General features: G+C 48.0%; 16 protein-coding genes, 1 pseudogene and 1 riboswitch. Of the genes and pseudogenes, 5 read left to right on the top strand and 12 right to left on the bottom strand.

Annotated elements, in window-relative coordinates; all coding sequences use genetic code 11:
- Window positions 1-18 precede the first annotated feature (18 nt).
- From NSU00_RS06860 to trhO, 7 genes and pseudogenes are all read right to left on the bottom strand, one after another.
- Entirely contained in the window at window positions 19-813 is a 795-nt protein-coding gene (locus NSU00_RS06860) for a 3D domain-containing protein (protein ID WP_013859244.1), read from the bottom strand.
- A 213-nt stretch (window positions 814-1026) separates the two neighbouring features.
- Window positions 1027-2045 (bottom strand): annotated as a pseudogene (locus NSU00_RS06855) (FAD-dependent oxidoreductase).
- 67 nt (window positions 2046-2112) lie between these two features.
- Complete coding sequence (locus NSU00_RS06850) at window positions 2113-2574, bottom strand: CBS domain-containing protein (protein ID WP_340702581.1); 462 nt, start codon at window positions 2572-2574, stop codon at window positions 2113-2115.
- 77 nt (window positions 2575-2651) lie between these two features.
- Window positions 2652-3506 carry an MBL fold metallo-hydrolase gene (locus NSU00_RS06845; RefSeq protein WP_017553248.1) on the bottom strand — a complete coding sequence of 285 codons (855 nt, stop codon included), beginning with the start codon at window positions 3504-3506 and terminating at the stop codon, window positions 2652-2654.
- 196 nt (window positions 3507-3702) lie between these two features.
- The gene (gene thiT / locus NSU00_RS06840) at window positions 3703-4293 is read right to left on the bottom strand and encodes an energy-coupled thiamine transporter ThiT (protein WP_340702580.1); all 591 of its coding nucleotides are present in this window, start codon (window positions 4291-4293) and stop codon (window positions 3703-3705) included.
- Between the two features lie 48 nt (window positions 4294-4341).
- Window positions 4342-4442, bottom strand: a riboswitch (TPP riboswitch).
- A gap of 57 nt (window positions 4443-4499) precedes the next feature.
- Entirely contained in the window at window positions 4500-5174 is a 675-nt protein-coding gene (locus NSU00_RS06835) for an SOS response-associated peptidase (RefSeq protein WP_340702579.1), read from the bottom strand.
- Window positions 5175-5554: 380 nt separating this feature from the next.
- Window positions 5555-6529, bottom strand: a complete 975-nt coding sequence (trhO, locus tag NSU00_RS06830) for an oxygen-dependent tRNA uridine(34) hydroxylase TrhO (protein ID WP_013859237.1) — start codon at window positions 6527-6529, stop codon at window positions 5555-5557.
- A 204-nt stretch (window positions 6530-6733) separates the two neighbouring features.
- Between trhO and NSU00_RS06825 the strand changes: the two genes are divergently transcribed.
- The 3 genes from NSU00_RS06825 (at window position 6734) to yidC (ending at window position 11409) form a co-directional block, all read left to right on the top strand.
- Window positions 6734-8821: a DNA topoisomerase III gene (locus tag NSU00_RS06825; RefSeq protein ID WP_029141630.1), complete on the top strand. Its 2088-nt coding sequence runs from the start codon at window positions 6734-6736 to the stop codon at window positions 8819-8821.
- A 399-nt stretch (window positions 8822-9220) separates the two neighbouring features.
- Complete coding sequence (locus NSU00_RS06820) at window positions 9221-10111, top strand: YitT family protein (protein ID WP_340702577.1); 891 nt, start codon at window positions 9221-9223, stop codon at window positions 10109-10111.
- A gap of 524 nt (window positions 10112-10635) precedes the next feature.
- Window positions 10636-11409 (top strand): membrane protein insertase YidC, encoded by a 774-nt coding sequence (gene yidC / locus NSU00_RS06815; protein ID WP_207368806.1) that lies wholly within the window; start codon window positions 10636-10638, stop codon window positions 11407-11409.
- A 119-nt stretch (window positions 11410-11528) separates the two neighbouring features.
- Here the strand turns inward: yidC and NSU00_RS06810 are convergent, their stop codons facing one another.
- Window positions 11529-12092 carry a Rok-like winged helix domain-containing protein gene (locus NSU00_RS06810; RefSeq protein WP_340702576.1) on the bottom strand — a complete coding sequence of 188 codons (564 nt, stop codon included), beginning with the start codon at window positions 12090-12092 and terminating at the stop codon, window positions 11529-11531.
- A 298-nt stretch (window positions 12093-12390) separates the two neighbouring features.
- On the opposite strand from NSU00_RS06810, the gene NSU00_RS06805 reads away from it, so the two are divergent.
- Complete coding sequence (locus NSU00_RS06805) at window positions 12391-13875, top strand: aldehyde dehydrogenase family protein (RefSeq protein WP_340702575.1); 1485 nt, start codon at window positions 12391-12393, stop codon at window positions 13873-13875.
- A 53-nt stretch (window positions 13876-13928) separates the two neighbouring features.
- Here NSU00_RS06805 and odhB read toward each other — a convergent pair whose 3' ends face one another.
- Together odhB and NSU00_RS06795 are read right to left on the bottom strand one after the other, a co-directional pair.
- The gene (gene odhB, locus NSU00_RS06800; RefSeq protein WP_207368805.1) at window positions 13929-15197 is read right to left on the bottom strand and encodes a 2-oxoglutarate dehydrogenase complex dihydrolipoyllysine-residue succinyltransferase; all 1269 of its coding nucleotides are present in this window, start codon (window positions 15195-15197) and stop codon (window positions 13929-13931) included.
- A 153-nt stretch (window positions 15198-15350) separates the two neighbouring features.
- Window positions 15351-18182 carry a 2-oxoglutarate dehydrogenase E1 component gene (locus NSU00_RS06795; protein WP_207368804.1) on the bottom strand — a complete coding sequence of 944 codons (2832 nt, stop codon included), beginning with the start codon at window positions 18180-18182 and terminating at the stop codon, window positions 15351-15353.
- 297 nt (window positions 18183-18479) lie between these two features.
- Between NSU00_RS06795 and NSU00_RS06790 the strand changes: the two genes are divergently transcribed.
- On the top strand, window positions 18480-18929 hold the full coding sequence (locus NSU00_RS06790) for an HSP20-like chaperone (protein WP_041819023.1): 450 nt from the start codon (window positions 18480-18482) through the stop codon (window positions 18927-18929).
- 168 nt (window positions 18930-19097) lie between these two features.
- On the opposite strand, the gene NSU00_RS06785 is transcribed toward NSU00_RS06790, so the two are convergent.
- Together NSU00_RS06785 and NSU00_RS06780 are read right to left on the bottom strand one after the other, a co-directional pair.
- The gene (locus NSU00_RS06785) at window positions 19098-20528 is read right to left on the bottom strand and encodes a HAMP domain-containing histidine kinase (RefSeq protein ID WP_061566207.1); all 1431 of its coding nucleotides are present in this window, start codon (window positions 20526-20528) and stop codon (window positions 19098-19100) included.
- Window positions 20525-21208: a response regulator transcription factor gene (locus NSU00_RS06780; RefSeq protein WP_026104841.1), complete on the bottom strand. Its 684-nt coding sequence runs from the start codon at window positions 21206-21208 to the stop codon at window positions 20525-20527. The genes NSU00_RS06785 and NSU00_RS06780 overlap by 4 nt, the downstream gene beginning before the upstream one ends.
- Between the last annotated feature and the right edge of the window lie 236 nt (window positions 21209-21444).

Here is a 21444-nt window from a genome sequence, read left to right as displayed (position 1 = left end):
CAAGTAACGGATCCCCATCTAATCCAGTACGGTGATTTGGATCGTACGGCGCCCCCAGTTGGCGGCTTTTCCTGAATCCGGGACGAGGACATCGATACGGTTTCCTTTGATGGCTCCGCCCGTATCGCCTGCAACAGCGGTCCCGTAACCTTCGACATATACTTTTGAACCGAGCGGAATTACATTCGGATCGACGGCAATCACTTTTGCATTCGGATTATTTTTAACATTGATGCCTGTCGCTGTAACGCCGGAGCAGCCTGGATCATTGGCTGTATAAGCGGTCGCGGTGACGGTCATCGTTTTTCCCTGCGGTTTTGGAGCCGCCTCTTTGGAAGATTCCACGTGCACGGTCGGCTTTTTCACGTCCACTTTTGCATTTTCCGTGTTTGTTTGCGGCTGGACGGAAACTTCCGCTGCACGTTCTTTTACTGTCACTTTGCTGTTCGGATTGGAACGAATCACGATTTGATCATGCGGGAAAATGACATCCGATGACAGATCGTTCCATTCTTTTATTTGTTCAACCGGCACGCCGTATTTTTTCGAGATATCCGACAGCGTGTCACCGGCTTTAACGACATAAACGTTTTTCGGGGAAATGGTTAACTTTTGTGAAGGATAAATCATTTCGGTGGAAAGTTGGTTATTTTGTTTTAATGTTTTAACGGATGTATTATATTTTTGAGAGATCCCCCAAAGTGTATCCCCCGGTTTTACGGTATAAGTATCCGGCGCTGCGGCTTGTGCATTGACAGCCATTACGCTTGTGATTGTCACCGCAGCTGCAAGTGCTGATACTGCTTTTTTCATAAATTGTAACCTCCTCTTTTTGCCGGCTTTTGTGCCAACACCGTAAATCCTAACACACGGATTTAACAGGCGGATAACGGCAAAATGTTGATTTGGTTACACAAAAACGCTTCTTTGTAATCCAGTGAAAAATTTGTAACATAGGCATAAAGTCACGAATTCGCGCATAGAAGCAGAAAAACACCGTCGAATTGCGGCGGTGTTTGCAGCACTTTAGTCCTGTTGATCGATTTTTTTCAGCGGTTCTTTCGCCGGCCCTTCTACCACTTCGCCTGTACAAGCAAACCGCGAACCGTGGCACGGGCAGTCCCATGTGCGGTCTCCCGAGTTCCATTTCACTTCACAGCCCATATGGGTACATGTCGTATCGACCAGATAGAGGTTCCCGTCCTAGTCTTTGTAGGCGCCTGCCCGCTTTCCGTTAATACGGACAACGGCCCCTTCGTCATTTTTTAACGCATCTAAAGATTGATCCCGCATGTCAAGTTTTCCTTTGACGAGCTGCCTGGCAACGTCGGTATTCGCAGGTGTGTACAGATGCAAATGTATTTGCACGTCATGGTATGCCCTTTTTCCGTTTTGATTTTTAATGGGCTGCCAAAATCGATATCTTTCGCAGTGGTTTGTTCAAAAATCGGGACATTTTTGTCCATTAAATATTCAATCAGTGCTTTTCAGTACGAAAGCGGATGGAACTGTGCCTGCCCGGCCATTTTCACCGCTTTTTTCCCGGGAATCCCGTCCGGCAGCGAACCGATCCATTCTCCCGGGATGCCGAGGGTTTCATACGCCTGCATTTCTTTTTCCAGTTTTTCAATATATGCATCGGAATTGGTATAGAGAAAGGCATCCTGCCGCGAAAAATCACAGCGGATCCCGTGCTTCAGGATCGTTTGTTCAATGAACGATGCAGCTGTTTCGTTTGCTTTGTAATAAAGGGATGCTTTTTCTTTTCCTATATGCTGGATCAATTCATCATAAATGAGCCCGTGCTGTGCGGTGATTTTTGCCGTCGTATGCCCGCTTGTGCCATTTGCAATGGATCCGGCATCAAACAGGATCGTTTTATACCCTTCGTTTGCCAGCAAATAGGTAGTTACAATCCCGGCCATTCCGGCACCCACAACGGCCACATCGGCTTCCATATCCTGCGTTAACGATGGAAATTGCGGCATCGTGACCGTTTTGCGCCACAACGGTTCAGGAGATTGCGGCATTGAAGTTCCGTTCATGATTTGACCTCCCCGAAAGACTGTTATGTATAGTCTTCCCCGGGGAGGCCGGTCTAAACATTGCGATTTAGCTGTTGAGCAATTTATCCGTAATCTGGCGCATGATATCGCCTCTTGAGATGACGCCGACAACACGCCCTGCCTGATTGACGACCGGAAGCTTTTTAAAATGGTGTTTTGCCAGAATCCTGAGCGCATTTTCAAAATCGTCTTCAGGCCTTACCGTATACAGTTCCCGCCGTTTCATAATCTTTTCCACCGGGAAGTCCAGGCTGTGCACCAATTTTTCATTAAAGTCTTCCTGCTCATTTACCACGATCGTAATATAAAAATCGTAAACGGTCCGTGCCTTTGGCTGCAAAAAGCGGATGACATCCCCGTCACTGACCATGCCGAGCAGCTTTCCTTCCGCATCCACGACCGGTACGCCGCCGATCCGGTGGTGGGCAAGCACCTTTAACAGTTCCCGGATCGTCGTCTCTTTTTTTACCGTAATGACATCGCGGATCATAAAATCTTTGACTTCCAATTTTCTCGCTCCTTTTTATCCATCCATTTACAAATTATTGTAAACCTTTGCGGGGAAGGAAGCAATGAAGAAACCGCCTATTGTGCGCCATCCACGTACTTCCCGTGATCCGGGAGCGCGATTTCATCAAATCCGGAGACAAGGGCCTCAAGCCCTTCCCGCAAGCCGGCGCCGGACATCGGGATCCCGTGGCCGCAAAGAGCAGTTTCCGGCTTTAAGGCAGCCAATTTTTCAACTGAGCGTTTTGCCGCCTTCCAGTCGTTTGTAAAATAGCGCGGCGGCCCGTTTACTTCCTGCTTTTGCACCAGCACTTTCCAAAATTCATCCTGTCTGACGGTGATAAATGCGTCCCCCGCGATCAACACGTTGTCTGCTTCCCTGAAGAACGATACATGCCCGTTCGAATGGCCGGGCGTATGGATCCATTTCCAGCCCGGCAGAAACGGGACCGTCCCGTCTTCGGGAAGGGGTTGGACAGCCTTGCCAAGATCAACTGGTTCATTCGGATATATCATGGAAATCTTCGCCAGCAGGCCGCCTTCAACAGTCGGATCGGGATCCGGATACGTTTCACGCCCGGTTAAATAGGGCAGCTCCAATGGATGTGCAAAAACCGGCACGTCCCATTTTTCCAATAATGGCGCAATCGCACCCACGTGGTCAAAATGGCCATGCGTTAGTAAAACCGCTTTTGGTTTTGCCTTTTCCCCGAAGCGTTCCCGCACGGCTGAAAATATCGCGCCGGCGGAACCCGGCATGCCGGCATCCACGAGGACAAATGTACCGGTTCCGGCCCTGCCGATCAGACACACATTTACAATTTGGATGGTAAAGCAATAGATATCCGGCAGCAATTCCCTGCCTGTTCCGCTTTCAATCGAAGTCATCGGGATGATCCGGCGGCCAAACGGGTGATGAATGTCTTTATCCATAAAATCCCCTTTCTTTCATTATTCCTTCTTTTTATCCTTTCCCGTTTCTTACGGCCATTACCCGTTCTGCCGGCCATGATCAACTGAAAAAGCGGTGAAACCGAACTCCGGCTTTACAAGGCGCCTGTTTCCATAAAGCCTCCTGCCTGAAGTGAAAACGGCAAGGCGCAGTTGCCTTGCCGTTTTCAAGTTGCTTTTACGCCGCATGCCTGTGCTGATTGCGGTATTTTGTCAGCAGCTGCGGGGCGGCATTAAAGAGGATCGCCGCAACAGCTGCGCATAAAATGCCATTGCCAATCATCGTGACGCCGTTCGTGATGAAAGAATAGAGAAACGCCGACTGCCCTTTAGGCGCATAGGAACCCCAGAAAAACACGCCGGCCACGAAATGCCAGAAATAGCGGGCGAAACTGCCGGCAAGAACAGAAAGGCATATCCAAAAAGTCATCGTGCCCCTTTTGGCATGGCGGCAGCTTCTTTCGATAAGCGGCCGAAAAAGCCCGGCAAACCCGATGAATGAAAAAGCGACCGGATATTCCATGATGCCCTGAATCGGGTTGAGAATATCATTTGCATCACCGGTGACGATCTGCAGCAAGCTCCAAATAAATCCCGAAGCAACACTTGCTTTAAATCCCCAGCGAAAAGCGACTACAAAAACCGGCAGCATGGCAAACGACAGAGAAATCGCGGACGTCACCTTAATGGACGGCAATAAGTCCAACACGAGCGCGAACGCCGCAAAAATAGCCGCTTCAATCATAGCCTGTAAACTTAATTTGCCCATAAAAAAATCCCCCTTTTGGTATGCATGAACATAACGAACCATGGGAGGACAAAAGAAATTCCACATCCCTACGCCGGCATTAACCGGACAGGTTCAAAGGGTCAGAACATGGCGTTCACTCTCAGCTTAACGCTCCCCCTGTGGTTACGTTCATGAAATTGTCACCTTTATGATAAACTTTTTGCCACAACATTTCAACAAAAAATTTAATTTTTTGGCAATAACAGCTCTGGAAAATTGTTTTTCGGCGAATTGACGCGTTCAGATACGGCATACATTTCCATTAGGTCTGCATCATACTGCGAAAGGAGTGGCAACAGCCGGCCCGCCTCAGTGACCGATGTGTCCAGCCATTTTTCTTCATCTTCCCTGCGTAAAATCACCGGCATCCGGTCGTGAATTTTTGCCATCATCCTGTTCGCCTTTGTCGTTAAAATCGTGCAAGTAAAGACCGGATTCCCTTCCTGGTCCATCCATTTTTCCCAAAGCCCGGCCATCGCAAAAATGCCCCTGTTCTTAAGACTGATCCGCATCGGCGCCCGGGTGCCGTCTTTTCGGTTCCACTCAAAAAAAGAATCGGCCGGAATGAGGCAGCGCCGCCTTTTCACTGCCTCCCGGAAACCCGGTTTCTGAAATACGGTTTCGCTTCTGGCATTGATCATCTTATGCCCGATTTTCGGATCTTTTGCCCAGGAAGGAATCAAGCCCCATTTTAAAAAACCGAGTCTGTACTGCCCATGGGCGCTGATCACGGCAGCCACCATTTGCGAAGGCGCGACATTATAACTTTTGGCATATTCACTGCTTGAAAAAGAAGCTTTGGCATGGAACCTTTTTTCCAATTCATTTACAGATGCCGTTAACGTGTACCTCCCGCACATCCAAATCCCGCCTTTCTTTCTATCCTGAAAATATTGCCCGCTGATTTTCATCCTCTGCCATACCGCGTATGAAGCGGCAAAGATGCCCATTTTTCCCCATTTTACACAAAAAACAGGCAGATAAAAAGGATTTGGCCCAGTTGCACCAAATCCTTTCTCTGTTCCGGAACGCACCGCTTGTTAACCCTGCCCCCGAGCTGGGATGTTTGCAGCAGTTCCCGGTTTTTCTTCTCTTTTTCACATTCCGCTCTTTAGGCCTTGTTTCTTTCAAGAAAATGCCGTTTCCGAAGCAAGGAATCGTTCCGGCAGGGAGCGAGCACGGTTTCCATCCCCTTTTTCACCATCCGCTTTCCGAATCGTAAGGTTAAAAGCCGCGCCGGTTACCGGTTTAACGCCGCGTCTTCTTCTTCGATCCGGCGCAGCCGTTCAGCTACTTTTTCCGGTGTAAGGCCGTGTTCTTTTACATATAAATTATTTGGCACGGTGCGGCATTCATGCGAGCAGCTCCGCATATATTTATGTTCATTTTCTTCCGAGCATAAAAATTGCTTGTTGCAGGCTGGGTTGGCGCAGTTGACATAACGTTCGCACGGTTCCCCCGTAAAATAATCCCGGCCGACAACGACATGTTCCTTTCGGTTGACCGGAACGGAAATCCGTTCGTCAAATACATACAGTTTGCCGTCCCACAGCTCTCCCTGCACTTCCGGATCCTTTCCGTATGTCACAATCCCGCCGTGCAGTTGGCCGACATCTTCAAACCCTTCTTCCAGCAGCCAGCCCGAAAATTTTTCACAACGGATGCCGCCGGTGCAATACGTCACAATTTTTTTGCCTTTTAATTGATCCTTATGTTCGCGCACCCATTCCGGCAGTTCGCGGAAAGTGCGGATATCCGGGCGCAATGCCCCGCGGAAATGCCCGAGATCATACTCATAGTCATTGCGCGCATCCAGTACGACGGTATCTTCAGCCAGCAGCGCCTCGCGAAATTCTTTCGGAGACAAATATTTCCCCGTTTTTTCATTCGGATTGATGTCTTTTTCAAGCCGCAGCGTAACAAGCTCCTTGCGCGGGCGGACGTGCATTTTTTTAAACGCATGGCCGTCTGCTTCATCTTCTTTGAAGACCATGTCCCGGAACCGGGGATCTGCGTGCATCTTTTCTTTATATTTGGTTGTTTGTTCAACCGTTCCGGAAACAGTGCCGTTGATCCCTTCTTTGGCAACGAGGATACGCCCCTTTAAACCGGTCTCTTTGCAAAACTGCAAATGTTCAGCTGCAAAGGCTTCCGGATTTTCAATTTCAACATACTTGTAATACAATAAGACTCTGTACGGCTTTGTTTGTTCCATTATCGATAACCACCTATCCAATTATATTTGCAAGATATAATGCAGGCTTTCAGGTTACACTGTCTCTTACAAAGCACCATTTTACCAAAAGCCCGTTTGCATTTCAAAATTTTCACTGTGAAAACAGAAGAAACGAAATCATTTATCAATCCTGTTTGATGCGTTATACTTGTTCAGACAGGAATAAAAGAAAGGTGTTATGCAATGAAATCGCTTGTACTCGCCGAAAAGCCGAGCGTCGGGCGCGAACTTGCGCGCGTCCTCGGCTGCACGGAAAATAAAAAACGTTATATTGAGGGGCCGCGCTATATCGTGACATGGGCGCTCGGCCATTTGATCGAACTGAAAATGCCGGAAGATTATCATCCGAAATATAAAGAATGGCGCATGGAAGACCTGCCGATTCTTCCGGATAAAATGGAAACCAAAACAATCCGGCAGACATATCCGCAATATAAAGTGATCGAACAGCTCGGCAAAAGAAGCGACATCAAAGACTGTATTATCGCAACCGATGCCGGGCGCGAAGGCGAACTTGTCGCACGCTGGATTCTGGAAAAAATGCGCTGGAAAAAACCGGTAAAACGGTTATGGATATCTTCCCAGACCGACAAAGCGATTAAAGACGGGTTCAAGCAATTAAAACCGGCAAAGCAGTATGACAATCTGTACCGCTCCGCCGTCTGCCGCAGCGAAGCAGACTGGCTGATCGGGTTGAACGTGTCCCGCGCTTTAACCGTGAAATACAACGACCCGCTCTCCGCCGGGCGCGTGCAGACGCCGACATTGGCGATGGTGCTCGAGCGCGAACGGGAAATCCAGTCTTTTGTGCCGAAAAAATACTGGACCATTGAAGCGCTCGCCGGAAAACTCGAAGTATCGTATGACCATAACGGTGAGAAACGGATATTTGACGAGCAAAAAGCAAATGCCATACATGCGGCTTTATCCGGGCAGACTGCCGTTGTAACACAAGTGATCCGCAAACAGAAGCAAGAGCAGCAGCCGCTCCCTTACGACTTGACGGAACTGCAACGCGACGCCAACCACCGCTTCGGTTTTACAGCAAAGAAAACATTGAACGTGCTGCAAAACTTATATGAACAGCATAAACTCGTTACCTATCCGCGCACCGATTCGAAATATTTGACGAAAGATATGGAAAACACGATGTACGACCGGCTGCTTGCGGTGAAAGATGCGTACAAAGAAGAAGTTCAGCCGGTCCTTTCCCGGAAAGGCAACATACTGGCCAAACGTGTCATCAATGATGCAAAGGTGACGGACCACCATGCGATTATTCCAACGGATGAACGCCCGGCCTTGCCGGATTTATCTGCCGATGAACGGAAAATCTATGATCTGATCGTAAAACGGTTCCTTGCGCTGTTCTACCCGGTTTATGAATATGAAACCGTCCAATTTAAGCTTCAAGCAGGCGGAAAAACCCTGGCCGGGCGGACAATGGCCGTGAAAAATGCCGGGTTTACCGCTGTTTTGCACCATGAACAGGAACGGGAAAATACGGCGCTGCTTTCGATCAAAGAAGGAAAAACATTTAAGCTGGAACAAATCCGGCTCAGCCAGCATCTAACCGAAGCGCCGAAACGGTATTCCGAAGCGGATATTCTTTCCAGGATGGAAAAATACGGGCTCGGGACGCCGGCAACACGCGCCGATATCATTGAACGGCTCGTCTCCTCCGAAACGATCAGCCGTGAGTCCGGCCGCCTTGTGCCGACACCGAAAGGCAAGCAGCTGATCGACCTTGTAAATGACGAGTTGAAATCGCCGGAACTGACCGCAAAATGGGAAGAACAGCTTGAAGCGATTGCCCGCGGAAAAGGCAACCCGAAGCAGTTTTTGGAAACCATCCGCCGGGAAACCGTACGCCTCGTCCGTGAAATCCGGACGAGTGACAAAAAATACCGCGCCCACAATTTAACGGGAACGAAATGCCCGGAATGCGGTTCCCTTATGAAAGAAGTAAACGGCAAAGACGGGAAAAAGCTTGTCTGTTCAAACCGGGAATGCCGGTTTACAAAGCGGAAAAGCCCGAAACTTTCCAACCGACGCTGCCCGACCTGCCATAAAAAGATGGAGATTCATCACGGCAAATCCGGCGTGTATTTCCAATGCCGCCACTGCAATATTGTCCAAAAAGCGGACGAAAAGAAAAAAACTTTGTCAAAACATGAAGAAAAGAAATTGCTGCAAAAATACACAAAGAAAGAGGAAAGTTTCGGCAACAGCCTGGCAGATGCTTTAAAAGCCGCCTTGGAAAAAGAATAGATTGGATGTTTAAAAAAGCCCGGCCAAGCCGGGCTTTTTTATAAACATTTTCGCGGCCAATACGGGCAATTCGGCCCCTGAAAGCGCGCCATGCCCCATGTTTCAACACGGCCGGAAAAAATTTGAACAACATGGAAATGCATATTCATTCACTTTTTAACTTTCTTATAATATAATTAAATTATAGATGTTTGTACCGGTTTTTCTCCTCTGTTATAAAAACCCGCTTTTTCTCATCTGTTTGTATCGGGAGCGTCCTTCATTATAAATGTATTTTTCGTTCTCCGGTTCAGGGAAAATCCTAGGCTTTGGCAAACGCTGCTCTTAAAGGAACGGCTCATGTATGCGTATAATGTACATTTTTTCACAAAAATACTTGGAAAGGGGATAAAGTAAAGTATGGAAGAAACTGCAAAAACATATGCATCATTCAGGCAGAAGAAAAATAAGTGGGCGGTACTTGGCCAGCGTTTTATCTTTGTCAGCCTCGGCGCAATGATTATGGGGGTTGCCCTCGAGCTGTTCCTTGTCCCGAATCAGATTCTGGACGGCGGCATCACCGGCATCTCGATTATCCTCTCCCACCTTGCCGGCTGGAAACTGGGCCCTATTATTTTCATCTTAAACCTCCCATTCTTTTATATCGGGTACAAGCAAATCGGAAAAACTTTTGCCTTGACCACCCTTTACGGCATCTCCGTCATGTCGGTGACAACCGTCCTGTTGACCCCCGTAAAAGTGTTTACGGATGATTTGCTGCTGTGTACGGTTTTCGGCGGCATTATCCTTGGCATCGGCGTCGGCCTTGTAATCCGCTGGGGAGGCTGCCTTGACGGAACAGAAGCGCTTGCCATTCTATTAAACAAAAAGCTTCCTTTCTCTGTCGGTGAAATTATACTCGGCCTCAATCTCTTCATTTTTACCTGTGCCGGCTTTGTGTTCAGCTGGAAATATGCCATGTATTCGGTCATTACCTATTTTATCGCCACAAAAGCAATCGACGTGGTTGTACAGGGGCTGGATGAATCCAAATCGGTATGGATCATCAGCGACGAGATGTATGACATCGGCGAAGCCATTATGGCCCGCCTCGGACGCGGAGTAACCTATCTGAACGGGGAAGGCGCTTATACAGGAGACAATAAAAAAGTTATTTTCTGCGTCATCACCCGCCTTGAAGAAGCAAAATTGAAATCAATTGTAGAAGAATTTGACGAAAGCGCCTTTATTGCGGTTGGAAACATATCGGAAGTGCGCGGCGGCAGATTTAAGAAAAAAGATATTCACTAACGGCGTAAATGAGGACTGTCCATCCGGGCAGCCCTGTTTATATGCACATATAACTTTTTCCATTTTCACGCTGTCCGGCCATACTCCCCTTCCCTTAAATTAGGATTCTTTCGCAGTGTATGGTAAAATGATGATTACGATTGTAAAACAGATAAATTTAAAGTATACTTTGTACTGATCTCTTTAAAGTGAGTGAATAGCTTTGATTCAAAACATCATCGATTTTGTAAATGATCCGGCCGTCTGCACGCTGTCATTTTACGTACTGGCAGCAGGTTTTCTTTATCTCAGCCGGTTTGTGATCAGGCCGGCAGCGTTTGTTGAAGCAAGGCCCGCCGCCATCATGCAGGATTTTACTGTACACACCCGCCCGGCTGCGGAATGCCGGTGCAATTTCTTTACGGTTTGGATTTTAAGTTGTGTCAGAATACGGACATATCCTTCTGAGGATCCTGATCCGGAACCGGATTTAACGCCGGCCGGAGAGGGCAGGATTTGTGCAATATACTGAAGGAGGATATTTCATGAAAAGATTTTTCAGCTTCACATTGGTTTTAAGTGGTTTATTGTTCGTTTTGAGCGCATGTTCAAATACAAACGGCGGGCACAGCGGTGGATTTTTCCATCATTATTTTGTTGCCCCGTTTTCAATTGTCATTAAAGCAACGGCCCAGCTGCTTCATGGCGATTACGGGATTGCCATTATTGTTTTGACGTTAATCATCCGGCTGATTCTTATGCCTTTTATGCTGCATACATTCAAAAAAACGCAAATCATGCAGGATAAAATGAAAGTTTTGAAGCCGGAAATGGATAAGTTGCAGGCAAAAATCAAAACGGCAAAAACGAAAGAAGAACAGGCAAAGCTTCAGCAGGAAATGATGGGGCTGTACCAAAAGCACGGCGTTAACCCGCTGAATATGGGATGCCTGCCGATTATCATCCAAATGCCGATTTTAATGGGATTTTATTATGCGATCCGCGGCTCGAAAGAAATTGCGACCCACTCCTTTTTATGGTTCAATCTCGGACAAGTGGATATTCCGATGGCCATTCTCGCCGGTGTCATTTATTTCATCCAGGCCCAGATTTCCCTGATCGGGGTCCCTGAAGAACAGAAAAAGCAAATGAAATACATGATGCTCATGTCGCCGATCATGATCCTGTTTGTTTCTTTTTCAGCTCCGGCGGTTCTGCCGCTGTACTGGACGGTGAGCGGGCTGTTTATGATCGGGCAGACGCTGATTCAGAAAAAATTTTACCAGACCCACCCGCCGAAGGAAGAATCAAATTCATAATTGCATCTTGATCGTTTGGTAGTCACTAAAATACAAAAAAAGCGGCGGGGGCACAGTTAATGTGTTCCCGCCGCTTTTTGTTTTTCATCCCCGGATTTCCGGGGATTTTTTATGCCGGTTTACTTCTGTTCAGCAACTGCCTCGTTTTCCTCCGGCTCGTGTTCATTTTGTTCCATTTCCTGATGCGGTTCTTCCGTATTTGCTGTATCATTCACAAATTGATACAGCCCGCGGTCCGGTTTGCGGATGCGCGGATCGAGTTTTTCGACGGATTTCATAAAAGAGGTCATATTAGCGATTTTAAAGCCGGTTTTTTCTTCGATCATCCGCTGCAGTTCAGCCCCTCTGATCGGTTTCGAAACCTCTTTTAATATTTGGATGGCCTCTTCTCTCATCTTGCCCGACTTGCTTCTTCTTGACGGCCGCGATTTCCGCACCTTTCTTTCTTTCGTAAGGACTTCGCCGCCGGAGGTTTCCGGCGGGACGGACGCAAGCGTATTAAAAGATACATATTCCGGTTTGCCGGATGCTGCTTCTGCCTGCTGACCTTCTTTTTCATCCAGCTCCCTTAATCTTTTAAAAATATATTCCCGTTCTTTTTGAAATTCCTGTATAACCCGGATCTCAGCGTCTTCCAGCTGCTCCAGGCGGATTTTTAGTGCCATTCTCTCATTAATCGTCAATTTTATCCCTCGTTTCTTAAAATGTATGTATATATAGATTATAATATGAAACTAGTAAAATAAAAAGATAAAATAATTATTTTTTGTTAGAAAATTAGTAGCGAATAATTATTCATAAAGGAGCATGTCGAATTTTTGCGGTTTTCCACGAAATATATTCAAATTATTCGAATGATTTCTATTGCACCTATTTTTTAGATTTAGTATAATATTGATGTAAGCGCTGACAGACTGTCGCGCAAAGCAAGTGTATAAGGAGGCTTGTCTCCTTGAAATTAACATAAACGGAGGGGTTGAAATGGAACAATTAACCGTGCAGTTGGATGAAAGGGTTCAGCATTTCCTTCAGGGCAAAAAGAAGATGTTCATTAGCGGGCAATTTGTTGAAAGCGCATCCGGCAAAACATTTGACACGCCGAATCCGGCTACCGGCGAAACGCTGGCTACGGTCTATGAAGGGGATAAACAAGATATCGGCCTTGCCGTACAAGCCGCCAGAAAAGCATTTGATGAAGGCCCATGGCCGCGGATGAACCCTGCCGATAGAAGCCGGTTAATGTATAAATTGGCGGATCTGATGGAAGAGCACCGGGAAGCGCTGGCACAGCTCGAAACGCTCGACAACGGGAAACCGATCCGCGAAACGGCAAATGCCGATATTCCGCTTGCCATTGAACATATGCGGTATTATGCCGGCTGGACAACGAAAATCACCGGCCAGACCATTCCCGTAAACGGCCCTTACTTTAACTATACCCGCCATGAACCGGTCGGGGTTGTCGGGCAAATCATCCCTTGGAACTTCCCTCTTTTAATGGCAATGTGGAAAATGGGCGCCGCGCTTGCGACCGGCTGCACGATCATTTTAAAACCGGCTGAACAAACGCCGCTTTCCGCCCTTTATTTGGCGCAGCTGGTGAGCGAGGCCGGCTTCCCGGATGGCGTCATCAATATTGTGCCGGGCTTTGGGGAAACTGCCGGGGCCGCCCTTGTCGACCACCCGCTTGTGGATAAAATTGCCTTTACCGGTTCCACTGAAGTCGGGAAACTGATCATGGCCAATGCCTCGAAAACGCTAAAACGGGTCACGCTCGAACTTGGCGGAAAATCCCCGAACATTATTTTGCCGGATGCCGACTTATCGAAAGCGATTCCTGGCGCTTTAAACGGCGTAATGTTCAACCAGGGGCAAGTATGCTGCGCCGGTTCGCGCGTTTTCATTCAAAAGAAACATTTCGATAATGTCATTGCCGATATGGCCTCCCACGCCCAGTCAATTAAGCAGGGCTTCGGGCTGAATAAAGATACGGAAATGGGGCCGCTTGTTTCAGATGAGCAGCAAGCGCGCGTTTTGAATTATATTGAAAAAGGGCTTGATGAAGGGGCGGAAATTGTGACAGGCGGAAAAAAACCGCGTGAAGAAGGCTTCTTTGTTGAACCGACGATTTTTGCAGATGTCCGTGATGAGATGACGATCGCCAAAGAGGAAATTTTCGGCCCAGTCATTGCGGCAATGCCTTACGAATCCCTCGATGAAGTAATCAGCCGCGCCAACAACAGCGAGTACGGGCTTGCGGCAGGGGTTTGGACGGAAAATGTGGCCAATGCGCACTATATTGCAAACCGTCTCCGGGCGGGAACGGTTTGGGTCAACTGCTACAATGTGTTTGATGCTGCTTCCCCGTTTGGCGGTTATAAACAATCCGGCATCGGGCGCGAGATGGGTTCCTACGCGCTCCAAAACTATACGGAAGTCAAAAGCGTCTGGATCGCCAATCCTTAAAGGGCGGTTAAAAAGAAAAGCATCGGCAAAACCGATGCTTTTCTTTCATGCTTTTAAGATTCCAGCAGCAAATCTTCAGGATTTTCAATTAATGTTTTCACCGTTTTCAAGAAACCGACAGCATCTTTTCCGTCAATGACGCGGTGGTCATAGGAAAGCGCCACGTACATCATCGGGCGGATTTCAATCCGGTCCCCATCGACTGCAACCGGGCGTTTTTGAATGGTGTGCATGCCGAGGATGCCAACCTGTGTCCCGTTGATAATCGGCGTTGAGAACAACGAGCCAAAGACGCCGCCGTTTGTAATCGTAAAGGTTCCGCCCTGCAGATCGCTTAATGCAAGTTTATTATCACGTGCTTTTTGGGCAAATGCAGCAATATCCGCTTCAATTTCCGCGAACGATTTCCGGTCGCAATCCCGGACAACCGGCACGACAAGCCCTTCTTCCGTGGATACCGCAATGCCGATATCATAATATTTTTTCAAGAGCAGCTCATTGCCCTGAATTTCCGCATTGACATACGGATATTTCTTCAATGCCGCAACCACTGCTTTTGTAAAGAACGACATAAAGCCGAGACGGATGTCATGATCTTTAACGAACTGTTCTTTTTTTCGCTTTCTTAAATCCATGACGGCCGACATATCAATTTCGTTGAATGTCGTCAGCATCGCCGTTGTCTGTGTCACTTCAACGAGCCGTTTTGCGATCGTCTGGCGGCGGCGTGACATGCGGATTCTTTCAACCGGTTTGCCGGCTTCTTCTGCCACAGCTTTGCCGGCTGCAGGTTTTTCCGGTGCTGCCGGCGCTTTTGCCGCAGCTTGCGGATTGAAGGTTTCCACATCTTGTTTCCTTACCCTGCCAAGCGGATCCACTGTCGGCACTTGCGATAAGTCAATGCCTTTTTCACGTGCCAGTTTGCGGGCAGCCGGAGAAGCAACCGGGCGGCTTTCGCTTTCTTCCTGAGCCGGCTTTGGCTGCTCCGGGGCAGGCGCTTGTGTTTGCGCCAGCGCCTGTGCTTGTGCCGGTTGCGGTGCTTCCGCTTCTTTTGGCGGCGCGGAAGGCGTTGCGTTGTTTTCCCCTGTTCCTTCGCCGACAATCGCAATGACATCGCCGACTTGGACTGTGTCCCCTTCTTCAAAAAGGAGGGACTGGACGACGCCTTCTTCTTCCGAAATGACTTCTACATTTACTTTATCTGTCTCAAGTTCTACAATATATTCCCCTTTATCTACATGGTCCCCCGGATGTTTCAGCCATTGTGCAATGGTTCCTTCCGTGATGGATTCTGCCAGTTCAGGCACTTTAATTTCAGCCACAACACTTGTCCTCCCTTAAAAGTATCACTTTTTTTATATCAAAGCCTCCTCCTTCATCTTCCGAGCAGCGCGGGCTGCAGGATGAAGCGGGCAAAGCAACGGTTATTTTGCGCATAGGAAGCCCCCGCCCCTTGGGAAGGAGCGAGCCGCCGTTTAAGGGCGGGTAATGGCTTCAGTCAGAATTATGTTTTGTTCTTTTTTATGGACGACCGGGTCGCCTTCCGACGGGCTTGACCTTCTCGGCCGGCCGATGTATCGGATTTCTGCTCCCTGAGGCGCCAACTTTCTTAAATACGGTTCAACAAAAGACCAGGAACCCATATTCTCCGGCTCCTCCTGCATCCATACAATTTCTTTCGCGTTTTTAAAGCGCGCGAAGATTTCCTTCAATTCCTGTTCAGGGAAAGGATAGATTTGCTCGACCCTTACCGTATGCAGCCAGCTCATGTCCGCACCGTCCAGCTTTTCTTCCAAGTCTACAGCCACTTTCCCGCTGCAAAGCAGGATTCTTTCGACTGCACCCGTATTTTCCGTATCCGGGCCTTCCAGCACGGTGTGGAATTTGCCATCTACCAGTACAGACGGCTCTACAGATGCCAGCGGGTGGCGAAGCAGGCTTTTTGGCGTCATGAGAACGAGCGGGCGGATTTCTTCTTTTGCCAGCCATTTTGCCTGCCTTCTTAAAATATGGAAGTATTGGCCGGCTGTCGAGACATTCGCCACTGTCCAGTTGTTTTCCGCTGCCAGTTGCAGGAAGCGTTCCACCCTGCCGCTTGAATGTTCAGGGCCTTGCCCTTCGTATCCGTGCGGCAGCATCATGACAAGCCCTGATTTTTGCCCCCATTTTGCCCTGCCGGATGAAATGAACTGGTCAAACATGACCTGTGCCATGTTTGCAAAATCGCCGAACTGGGCTTCCCAAATGACGAGCGTATCCGGCGAAAAGACGTTATAGCCGTATTCAAACCCGACAACGCCGGCTTCGGTCAGCGGGCTGTTATAAATGGCAAATGAAGTTTGAACGCCGGACAGATGATGGTGCGGAATATATTCTTCCCCCGTCTGTTCGTCGTGCAGGACGAGATTGCGCTGTGCGAACGTGCCGCGCTGTGTATCCTGGCCGGTAAACCGGATCGGCACGCCATCTTTTAAAATGGCTGCAAACGCGAGCGCTTCCGCATGGGCCCAGTCAATTTTCCCTTTGCCGTCAAAAACGTGTTCGCGGCGTTTCAAAATCCGCGCCAGTTTTTTAAAGACGTGGAAGTTTTCAGGCCAGGCGAGCAATTCAGCATTCCAAGCCCTCAGTTCCTGTTCCGGCACCCCTGTTTTCATGCTCAAATAGCCTTTTTTCACATTTTCTGGGGGCTCCATGGCCGTATCGGGTTCTGCTTCGCCGTCTGGCACTTTTTCGTAAGCCGCCTGCAGTTTTTTCTGAACGGCTTCATCAATCGTTTTAACCTCTTCGGCTGTCAGGACGCCTTCTTTTACAAGCTGTTCACCGTAGATGGCCCTGACCGTCGGATGATTGTGCACCGCATGGTACATTACCGGGTTGGTTACCATCGGTTCATCCATTTCATTATGGCCGTAGCGGCGGTAGCCGACCAGGTCGATCACAAAGTCTTTATGGAATTTTTCGCGGTAAGCATAAGCAAACAGCGCCGCCTGTACGCATGCTTCCGGATCATCCGCATTCACATGGAGGATCGGCACTTCATAGCCTTTTGCCGGATCAGAAGCATATTTTGTTGACCTCGAGTCGTATGTTTCGGTCGTAAACCCGATATTGTTATTGGCGATGATATGGATGGTCCCGCCTGTCCCGTATCCGTTCAGCTTGCTCATATTCAGCGTTTCTGCGACAATGCCCTGCCCCGCAAATGCGGCATCCCCGTGGACAAGAATCGCAAATGCGCGGTCCGGATCGCGGTCCGGATAGCCCGCTTTGTTCCGGTTATCCTGCGCGGCACGTGTATACCCTTCGACAACAGGGTTGGCAACTTCCAGATGGCTTGGGTTGTTGGCAAGCACGATACGCGCGCCGATCGGACCGCCGTTTTGCCCTTTTCTGTCCGCGCCGAGATGGTATTTAACATCGCCGGTCCATCCGTACGTAATGCCGATCGATCCTTCGGAAGGGATTAAATCTTTATTGGAAGCATGCTTAAATTCCGCAAAAATGAGCTCGTATGGTTTTTCAAGAATATGGGCAAGCACATTGAGTCGGCCTCTGTGCGCCATGCCGATATTAACGGTTTTCACACCCGTTTTGACCGCTTCCATAATCATTTGTTCCATCAGCGGAACGAGCGCATCAAGCCCTTCAATGGAAAAACGCTTCTGCCCGACAAATGTCCGGTGAATAAATTTTTCAAATCCTTCCACATCTGAAAGGCGTTTTAAAATCCCGATTTTCTGTTCCCGGCCGAGTTCGCGGAAAAAGCTGCCCGATTCAACTGTCCGTTGCAGCCAGTGCTTTTCTTCCATGTCATGAATATGGTCAAACTCAAAGGCGACTTTTTGGGTGTACACTTCTTTTAAATAATTGATGGCATCAAGCCCGTTTTTGACCCTTTTGGGTGCATCCGGGCAAATAAAGGATGCCGGCACTTTTTTCAAATCTTCTTCGGTTAAATCAAATTCTCCCAGTTCAATTCTTCTGACATCCCCAACAGGTTTTTGGAGCGGGTTGATATCCGCTGCGAGATGGCCAAAAGTCCGGATATTGTCCGCCAATTTGACAGCAGCGACCATTTTGCTGAAAATCGTCGGGTTTGCCGGCAATTGGAAAGAAATATCCGCCTGCCCCTGTGTCGGGCTCCCGCCTTCGGAAACAGCGGGCGCGCCCCACTGGTCAAATACTTTTCTCGCCTCTTCGTCGATGCTGTCCGGATCTTCCAGGTATTGTTCATATAAATCCATGACATACCCAAGATTAGGCCCGGAAAAACTTTCCCAAAATCCCTTTGGTGTAGTTGCATTCATTTTGAAAAACCTCCAGCTCTTCGTCCCTTATTCACTTTCGTATGGTTTCGCCTGGCGGATGCCAAAACGGAACCAAGAAATTATGTAACGATAAAGAATTTTGAAAGCTGTAACGCTTACAAACTCAATTTTAGCACTGTAAGCGTAATAGATAAAGTTAAAAACTCTTATTTTTAAAAATTTGCATGAATAGTGATTCATTCTGTTTTTTCCCGGAAAGTGATGCTGCATTTGCCTCACCCGATTGTTTAAAACCGCATATTTTATGATATCCCCGTTGCAGAAAGGAGCAGAAAAATGTTCCCATGGAAAACGTTTCCGTTCACCGAAGAGATCTTCAAGATGATGAATATGCCGTTTCCGCCTGTACAGGAACATATAAACCAAGCCCTTTCTCAATGGGACGAATGGGGCGCTGCGTTCAAAAAGGGGGACGGGGCCGATGATCCGGCTCCCTCTTCCCCGGATACAGGCGCCCCGTCTATAGAGGTATTTGAAACACTGGATTTTATTTTTATCCGCGTCCCTGTCCAGGAGGAAAGCATGCTCACCGGCTTAAAAATCTTCCACACTTCTCTTCAGGTCATGTTAAAATCATTCCCAAAACCGGACGCGGAACAGGTGATACGGCTGCCTTCCCCGGTGCGCCGGAAAGGGACGACCGCAAAATACCGGGACGGCATCCTGGAAATCCGGCTCCTGAAAAAAAGTGAACATGAAATGACAGAAGTCGGCATAGATTTTTAACAGCCCGGCCCTCTGGATAAAACTTACAGTTGGTTCCATACGTATAGCTCCCGGTTATTTTGCGGATCAAAAAGGTTTATCCTTTTGGAAACGGGCGAAAGGCGGGCGCGGTTTCCAGGCACAGGCGAAACACGGCCCTCCCCTTTTCTTTAAAAGAAAAAGAACGTTTCATTTTTTCGAAACGCCCTCTTTTCCGCCTGTTTTTTGTTTTGCGGCAAGGGGGAATGTAAACCGGATTTCGGTCCCTTTGCCAACCTCGCTTGCTGCTTCTATCGTGCCGGAATATCCTTCTGTCAGTTGTTTGGCAATAGCAAGCCCGAGCCCGTTCCCGCCTTTTGCGCGGCTTCTTGCTTTATCCACCCGGTAAAAGCGGTGGAAAATTTGCGGCAAATCTTCTTTCGGGATCCCGATGCCGTAATCTTTTACCGTTAACACGGCCCTCCCCTTTTCCTGCTTGAGACGGATATCGACTTTGTAAATGCGGTCGGAATATTTTATCGCATTATCAAATACAATGATCAGCACCTGCTCAAGATGGTTCTCGCTCATCAGGATTTCATAGGCCTGTTTGGGATCATATTGAAAATTGAAATCGAATTGCTGGTGGATCATTTTAAAATTGCGGATCACCCTTTCTGTGACCGCCAAAAGATCTGCTTTTTCCTCATTGGCCAATATTTTGGCTTCTTCCACCCGGGAAAGATCGAGCAGTTCCTCCACCAGTTTTTTCATTCTGCTTAATTCCTGAAGCGAGGCCTGGAGCGACTCTTCAAGAATCGCAGGGTCATTTTTCCCCCAGCGGTTTAACAAATTTAAGTGCCCTTCCATTACTTGCACGGGGGTCCTTAATTCATGGGAAGCATCCTCGACAAACCGTTTCTGCTGCCGGAACGACTGTTCAATCTGGTCCATCATATCGTTAAAAATATTGGTCAGTTCCCCCATTTCGTCTTTGGAGGCGCTTGGCTCCATCCGTTCCTGGAATCCTTTTTTGCGGATGCTTTGCATGGTGGAAGAGAGTTTTTTCAACGGTTTGAGGAAATTTTTTGCCATCATAAACCCGAGAAAAGCACTCAAAAGCAAGCCCACACATCCGGCGACCATCATGACAAACAGAACATTCCGCATTAAATTTTCATACCGGTATAAAGGATAGATCACTTCAATATAGCCGTTGAACGACTGGGAGCGGAACGGGCTCCTTCCGACTAAAATTTGATGATTGCCCGCGCGGATCAGGCTGACCCGTTTTTCGTTCACCGGCATAAACGGCACTTTTGCATCGGTAGAATGAATGCTTTTTACGACAAGCATTTCCTTTCCTTCCGCATTGATGATCCGGATCGACTGGTCTTTTTCCAGCACCTGCTGAAAAAGCGTCCGGTTCGATAAAATGTCATCGATGTTTTCCCCCTTGTTGTTCAAATCATCCAGCGCCTCGGATACCGAAGTCGCTTCTTCATGCAATAGCCATCTACTGATTAGTGTATACTGGAAAAATCCGAAAATCAGAAACGTTAAAAAGATCGCTACACTTGCGCCGACGGACCATTTCACTTTCAAGGAACTTTTTTGCAGCCAGTGTTTTACCGCCCTCATTCGCGCATCACATATCCTGTTCCCCGCACTGTCTGGATATAGCTGTCTTCGCCTTCTGTATCAATTTTATTGCGCAAGTACCGGATGTACACATCGACGACATTCGTTTCGACCTCGGTTTCATATCCCCATACTTTGTTCAGGAGCGCTTCACGGGTCATGACAATATTTTTATTTTCCAAAAGCGTAAGCAGCAAATCGTATTCCCGCTTTGTCAATTCAATGGTTTTCCCTGCCTTTTTAACAAGCCGGCTTTCTTTTTCCAGCACAAGGTCACGAAACTTGTACGTTGTTAGCGCTGCTTTTTTGGGCTCGGCGTACTCCATCCTTCTGAAAATGGCTCTCAGCCTTGCGAGCAATTCTTCAATCGCAAATGGTTTGACAATATAATCATCCGCCCCATGGTCAAGCCCGGATACACGGTCCATAATGCTGTCCCGAGCGGTAATCATGATGACCGGTGTTTCTTTTTCCTGGCGCAGGCGGCGGCATACTTCAAGGCCGTTCAGTTTCGGCAGCATTAAATCAAGGAGAATCACATCCCACTCCTCCTCCAAAGCCGACTGCAGCCCTTCCCGCCCGTCATACGCCACTTTCACTTCGTATCCTTCATGCCTTAACTCCAGCTCAATAAAACGGGCCAGATTTTTTTCATCTTCCACCAATAATATCCGTTTCATGTTCATGATGATTCCCCCTCGAAGTTCTTTTGCCGGAACTCTTTCTTTTCCGCTGCCCTTATTATAGCCCCGGAAGGCGCATGATCAAGGAGAATCCGCTTTTACTTATATACTAACCGAATGAAAAGAAAAAGATATGAATGGTTTGTTAAAAAATGATGAGAAAGAAAACCCGTTTTTTCCATTCATAAATGTCTCCGGTTGGGCAGATAGTAAAGAAGAGTGTTGACATTGAA

It is taken from the genome of Weizmannia sp. FSL W8-0401 (genome assembly GCF_038009125.1).
Lineage (GTDB): Bacteria > Bacillota > Bacilli > Bacillales > Bacillaceae_C > Weizmannia > Weizmannia coagulans.
Note: the sequence above shows the minus strand (reverse complement) of the source record. Positions and strands in the feature narration are given on the sequence as shown.